General features: G+C 54.3%; 4 protein-coding genes. All 4 read right to left on the bottom strand.

Annotated features, from left to right (window positions below):
* Nucleotides 1-68: 68 nt before the first annotated feature.
* The gene (locus ACTH3S_RS17485) at nt 69-1,091 is read right to left on the bottom strand and encodes a hypothetical protein (RefSeq protein ID WP_441810293.1); all 1,023 of its coding nucleotides are present in this window, start codon (nt 1,089-1,091) and stop codon (nt 69-71) included.
* Entirely contained in the window at nt 1,075-4,491 is a 3,417-nt protein-coding gene (locus ACTH3S_RS17480; RefSeq protein WP_441810292.1) for a hypothetical protein, read from the bottom strand. Before ACTH3S_RS17480 ends, ACTH3S_RS17485 begins: the two co-directional genes overlap by 17 nt.
* Before the next feature lie 15 nt (nt 4,492-4,506).
* On the bottom strand, nt 4,507-5,268 hold the full coding sequence (locus ACTH3S_RS17475) for a DUF4123 domain-containing protein (protein WP_441810291.1): 762 nt from the start codon (nt 5,266-5,268) through the stop codon (nt 4,507-4,509).
* The coding region (locus ACTH3S_RS17470) for a type VI secretion system Vgr family protein (protein ID WP_441810290.1) at nt 5,240-6,585 on the bottom strand (1,346 nt) is incomplete at its 5' end. The genes ACTH3S_RS17470 and ACTH3S_RS17475, both read right to left, overlap by 29 nt.

The following is a 6,585-nucleotide window of genomic DNA, read 5'->3' as shown; positions in this document are numbered from 1 at the left end:
ACTCGTTGCTGATCGTTTTCTCAGCGCGGATCATGCCCATTAAGAGACCTGCCCCAGGTCATTGAGGCCTATGCCATCGCCGCCTCATTCAGGTTCGGCACGCTGTATTGCATCTGGTCTTCCAGCGAGTCCCACGGGAAGTTGCGGATTTTTTCCATCTGGGCGGGATAGCCTTCTTTTTCCCACCATTCCAGATCCAGCGCGGCCCAGTAATCGGCGGGACGTTCGCGTTTGCCCGAAGCGTCGTACTCGGCTGTTGTGGGATCGAGGTGGCGGTAAGGTTCGAGGGCCGGAATGTCGGGCAAGGGCTGGCTGACATCCATGTAGCGCTGTAGTTCGTCCCAGTGAGCGTAGAGTTCGACTTTCTGTGTGCTGTGCACCTCGGCAACTGCCGTTTGCCAGCCGCTGTATCGGTGGCGAAGCTGTAGCTTGTAGCTGACCGGCCCTTTAGGCTGAACATGGTAGGAAATATAGGGGTCGAACTCGATAAACGGGGCCTCGAAGGTCTCCTCACGCCAGGTGCGGAATTTGACCATGCCGGTGGGGCGGAAGAAGCCGCAGCCCAGGTCTTTGACGATGAAGTCGGGGTTACGCTCAAGGATCCAGGTGAAGGGGTAGCGGAAAAAGAGGTGCATTGTTGCTAGCCCAATCATCGGCCAGGTTCCATGCTGAACTGCGAGAAGAAGCCCCTCTTGTACAGCACCAAAAATAAATGCGGCGAAAGAGCAAGCCATGAAAAAACCGACAATTTGATAATCAGCCATTGCTCCCGCAAACATCAATAGTAGCTGCCAACGTGTTTTAATGAAATCAGTAGGCTTTTTCCGATAGGTCCACGTAGGCCCGGCCAAATCTCTTTTGTCGCGTCCAGATGCACGTTTTTGGTACGTTTCAGATGAATTCGGACTGACATGGATATCTAAGTCCGCGTAATTCGCCCAGCCCAAACGCTCAATCAGGTCGCCGCCTTCCAATGCCTTTGCAAACCCGCCCGGATTTTCCAGAGACTTTTGCTTTGGAATCGAGTCCGATCGAAAAGCTGTTTCACAATACTCACTCATCGAGTCTGATTTATTATCGCTGCCACTCAACGTCCAGATCCTCCATCGTATGAGTCACTTCCTGACCCTCGTATTCCTCTGCGTCTCGCTGCCATACGTCAACCGTAAAGGTAAGCGAAAGGCTTTTCACCCGGTAACAGGTTTCAACACGCTCGTAGTCTGATCGCGGCGTAAAGTCTGACAACTGCGACTTGCCTATCATGAAATTGATTGCCTGGCGCTGCTCATCGTATTGGTTTTCAATGCCCTGACGGATGGTACCCGATTTTCTGCCAAGGGTTTGAGTACGCCAGCCTCCGGACGGATTCGGGCCCAGAATACGGTAGTGTTCCTGCTCGTACGATAGCACCAGCTCTATTTCGGCGGGCTTGCCGGTAATGGCAAGGGCTGGACTGGCGAATGATAAAACCGCCTCTGCCTCGTTTTGCCAGAAAGCGAGATTCCTTGCTTGCAGCCACTCAACCACGCCATTCTCCGGGATACGCCTGAGCGATACCGGTGTCATCGCTTTCACCAAAGCAATGTAAGCGCCGGATTCCAAGGACAGTTCATCGGTCCGCTCACCGGGATCGCCGGAAAATGGCCCCGCACGGAGCCACTCACTGATGGCATCATCCATCAGTCGGTAATAGGCGATCTCGCCCACTACGTAAATCGCGAAACCCAATGCGGTGACGTAACCTGACGCCACAGTTCCCGCCCAACGAATAGCGGCTGGCATCAGACGCCCAACGGCCGCCTGTGCAGCTTGAACCGAAGTGCGCTCAACCGCTCGACGACCGGCTGGCGTCAGCAAACGGGCAGCAATGACGTCAGCATTGACCATGGTTGCAACGCCGCCTGCTTTGATTAATTGGGCGGACCCTGCTCCCCATCGACCGTTAACAAATGAACTCACTGAATCACTGACCATCAAGGCGGTAGTGAACATCCCTGCAATCCAGCCAGCAGCCTGCAATCGGTTTCTAACAACGGCCTGAGCAAATTGATCACGAGAGTTAAAGCCCTGCGCCAGTCGCGTGAACCACTTAGCTTCTTGCTTCCAGTTTGCAACGGAAGGAGCCAGCCACGATGGTTGTTTGGGTAACAGAGTTGTAAGCTGCGCTGAACTAATAGCAAGATCTGAGATGGCACTTATAAAACCGGCGAACTTGCGCGAATCGCTCAAAGAAAACTGCTCTGTCGAACGAGCAAAATTCCAAACATCAAAAACCACAAGCGCACTTGGCAAGCCAGCCGGGTGCGTCGCCGTCTGATGCATAAACCGCTTAACCGGCTGGTGTTTCGCCACACCATTAAACGCATCGACATCGGCCACTTTCAGACTGGCCGCTACCGCAGCACCAGACGTCAACGTATTGCCCTGTTCGTCCAGAACCTCCAGAACAATATAAGTACGCCCCTCGTCTGCACTGTCTAACTGCAAGGTGGTTTTGCCGGGGACGGCGGTTTCGGCAAAGCCTTCAAACGCACCTTTGATACGGTTGATATCAGCCGTGAACGCGGCGCCGCGTTGTGTCAGCTCAGTCTGGATTCTTGTCAGCCACCAATGGGAGATTTCACCGGCGACGCTGGAAAAGGCAGAAGTCGCAGAGCGGGCCAGCCCGGTTACCGCCTCGCCATCCGGTGCCCGGGTCTGTTCCTGGTGTTCCGCTATGCTGCGCAGCACATTGGGCTCCAGTGCGCGCATGTCCTGACTGCGATCTTCCAGTGCTTTGACCATGGATTTCAGATTGGACAGGGTCGCATCGCCAATCAGGCATTCGCCCGAGCTGTTCGGGAACGGCAATAGCATCGCACCCAGGAGATGTTCGCCTTTGGCAATCTTCAATGCCATTGCGGCGGCTTCGCCACCACCGTTTGCGTTAGATTCCTGCGGAAGCACCAATGGATCGGCGCGGTGAGCGGGCAGTGAGAGCACCTGCAGCAATGGCCCGGCTTGGACATATCCGGCGGCAGCATTGCCCGATTCCAGCGCAAACAGATCCCGTAAGGTGGCCGTCAGGTTTTCTGGACGATCGTCGTTCAGCAGGCGCACCAAGGCGGCCTGGGCTTCTTTTAGGAAGTCCCGAAGGGCGGCTCGTTCGACGTCGTATAGTGTGCGCTGGAGTCGCCCATCTTCACTGTCGTCAATTCGGTTATCAAACCAACCGCCGTCAATGTAGAGGGGATTCGCCGAACCATTGGGCAATGTTTCACGGCGGAAGTTGTTATGGAACAACTCAGCTGTGACACCAAACGGGCGCTTCTTCACGTTATCTACCAGCGCCAGTATTAGCGCCAGTGCAGCATTCACTTGCTGGGCGAGGTGACGTGCGGCCTGCAGTGAATCTCTCATGTGTAGTGTGACCAGATGCCGATCCCGGAGCGCGCTAAAGACATCTGTGCCAGGGCTTATTTCTAGCAATGAGGCACCTTGCAAATGCTGCTGACGCCAACGCGGATAGAGCGACGGCGTTTCAATAAAGTAGTCAGCGTCAACCACATGCTCATCCGCTTCAATCGCATCGCGCTGCGCAATAAGCGCGCCTTGCGCCTGCCTTGATTTTGCGCCATCAACATCATGTAACCAGTGGCCAGTATGGGTGACGTCACTTTCCATAGCGGTATCCCTGGCGCGCATAGCTGACATTTCGTCAAGATGTCTCCAGTCACTATGCAGGCTCTGTTGCCCCCCAAGAAATGCACGGACCGCCACAGCAGAGCGACAGCGTGCTGTCACGTAGTCGGTGTCCTGTTCAAGCGCGCTTATGTATTCCCATGACCATTGAGTTTCGCTGAACGCGAGGTAAACATCGCTATAGACGTCCGCACCGTTCAGGCGAGCAGGTACGTGGATAACATCTAACTCAGGACCAGTTGCTTTGCGATGATTGACAGCCTCGACGGATGCCGTACGAGCTTGTGCAACAGCCGTGTCCCGCAGAACAGGCGCCGCGTCCTCACTTGTCATAACGGAGAGTTCCCGCCAAAGCCGGCCCTTAAAAAACACGTAAATCCAGCCGGTTCGGAGCGGTGCGCCAATGACTTCATCATAGCCGCTCATGGGCCGCGAGTGCGTCAATTCTCCTGCGTCACAGAACAGGGTCGGGTGAACCGACACCATGAGATTATCCTGATAGTTTCGCTGAGGGGCTTTCAAGGCATAAGGGCCAATAGACTCTTCGTCAATAACGGGAACGTTTATTGTCTCGTTCCCTTTTAGCTGAAGAACCAGCGAGCGCTTTTTTGCTTGCTCAACATGGCCCGCAAGAATCGGCCCTTTACGGCCTTCGTGCTTCCCGCAAATCTCGATTGGCGTGACGACTTCATGGCCGTCTTCGTTAATTTCGTTCAAAACATATTCATGACCAGCAAGTGATTGCTGCCCCGTCAGTTCCAACCAGAATGTCTTTGAGGGAGTGCAGGAAGGCTCTTTTACCGCTGACATGCTATGAAATCCTTTTCATGATAATTCGCGAAACGCTTTCCACTGCGCCCCAAGCTCCACTGATTGACTGTCACAGGCCAATCCGGAATGCCACTGATTTACGATAAAACGAGTGAGCGTCGTGGCATCTGCCCGTTGATCCCTATCTACATAAGGCAAGCATGAAGGCCAGCCAAATGCCCAACTTAACGAACGCTCAAAATCACGGCCTTTATGAGTTTTGATCTGTTTAGCCGCGCCTGTTGCCTGAAATCCTGACCACTGCACACGATTCAACAGATCCACAGACCAAATCGAGGTGCTGTTAACACCCACCAATTCTGCCATCTGATCAGGCTGACAGGCTGATAGCACCTGAAGAAATCGAGTATCATAAGGCCTGAGCAGGCAGGAGCCAGCGGTTTCCAAATCAACGTACAGCATGCCGCGCAAGCCAGAAACCGCTTCTTCAACGGCACTTTCGGTAAACAGAAACAATAACCCTTTGTCAGCCCATTGCATCAGTGCGTGCTGACAGAACTTACTGTCAATCACAGTATCAACGATGATCGGCCCCGCATCTGTAAAGCTTTCCAGCGGGCTATTCTCAAACAACCAGCACCAGCTCGGATCATTGCATTCGGTATACAAAGCCTTGGTAACTTCATGTTCGTCACACTGGGCGGCATCCACAATTAAAAGACAACGCTGGCCTGGCTGAATCTGCCAGTCGCGAATGGCTTCCTGGAATGTGTCCAAGCAGGCGCGATTAGGCAACGCAGGGGCAATTGTCAACATTGCAGCTTCCATCCTGTTTTTTCTGACACGTTTTGGTTGCCGGTGCGCGATCGGCAGCAGCCGTCAGGAGTGTGTTGCGATCAACTCGTTCGGCGAGTGGCCTCTGCCCAGCATCCGCGACCTCCGCCGGTGCCACAGCGCCACGATTCTTCTCCACCAACCCCGGCATTCCCGGCACTCCAACCTTCTGCCCACTCCCCACACCCGGCGCACCCCCAGCGTTCATTTTTATAGAAGCCCCAACAATCGCCACACCACTGGGATCAATCTTCACAAAGCTACCACCCGCCTTGAGAGTAATCTCTGCACCGGCCTCAATAACAGCCTTTTGCCCTGCCTTAATATGCAGCTCAGTACCCGAGTCACTAAGCCAGGCCGTACCGGCTTTCAGGTGCATGGTGCCGGTTACGTTAAAGCTGTGGTCTTTACCTGTCTGCTCGCGTTTCTCGCCATCGGTGGTTTGGTGCTGGTTGCCCTTTACGTGGCTGAAGCGGTCATTCTCAACAGTTTGATGGCTGTCATTTTTGATCACTTCGGTGCGGTTGTTTTCGGTGAGCAGGTCCAAGTCTTTCTGGGCGTGGACGTAGATCTGCTCTTTGTCTGCTTCGTCTTCGAATCGTAATTCGTTGCTGCCTTCACCCTTGTGGGTTTGGGTTTTCAGAGTGGTGCGGGTTTTATGTTCTGGCAACGCGTACGGCGGTGTGTTGGTGGCGTGATAGGTGCGGCCAGTAATAATCGGCTGATCTGGGTCGCCATCGAGGAAACTAACAATCACTTCGTTGCCAATTCTGGGCAGGGCCATAAAGCCATACTGTCCGCCAGCCCAACCCTGGCTCACTCTTAGCCAAGCGCTGCTGTGTTCATCATTTTTACTGTATCTATCCCATGGAAACCGTACTTTTACCCGGCCAAATTCATCACAGTGAATTTCCTCGCCTTCCGGGCCGGTAACAATGGCAATCTGAGGGCCGTCCATCAGTGGGCGATGGTCGCTCAGGGGGCGCCAGGTTTTGTCTGCAGGAATGGCACTGAACGTATTGTGGTAAGTGGTCGGGCCAGAACCGCCCTCTTCTTCCATGGCTTGGGGTTGTTTGCCGGTATGGGTAACGGCGGTAAGTAACCACTCCCGGTTCAGGTTGGCGTTATCGTGCTCAGTCAGTTCGGTTTTGGCGCCGCAGGTGAAGTCTGCGCGGTTGCTTTCACCACTCGCGCTGCTGGCATCGTTTCGCAGGGCGTTCAGTCGGGCTTCCGTAAACGGCTGGCCGCTGGCATCGGCTTTGAAGCGGCCTGGGTAGTCGAAGTGTTGGTAGTCTTGGC

Source organism: Marinobacter sp. (assembly GCF_052094685.1).
Lineage (GTDB): Bacteria > Pseudomonadota > Gammaproteobacteria > Pseudomonadales > Oleiphilaceae > Marinobacter.
The sequence above is the reverse complement of the archived record's forward strand: the minus strand, read 5'-3'. Positions and strand labels throughout refer to the sequence as shown.

What these genes read in the sequence shown, in the direction of transcription:
- ACTH3S_RS17480 (WP_441810292.1), bottom strand. Translation starts at nt 4,491, where the DNA reads ATGTCAGCGGTAAAAGAGCCTTCCTGCACTCCCTCAAAGACATTCTGG.
- ACTH3S_RS17475 (WP_441810291.1), bottom strand. Translation starts at nt 5,268, where the DNA reads ATGTTGACAATTGCCCCTGCGTTGCCTAATCGCGCCTGCTTGGACACA.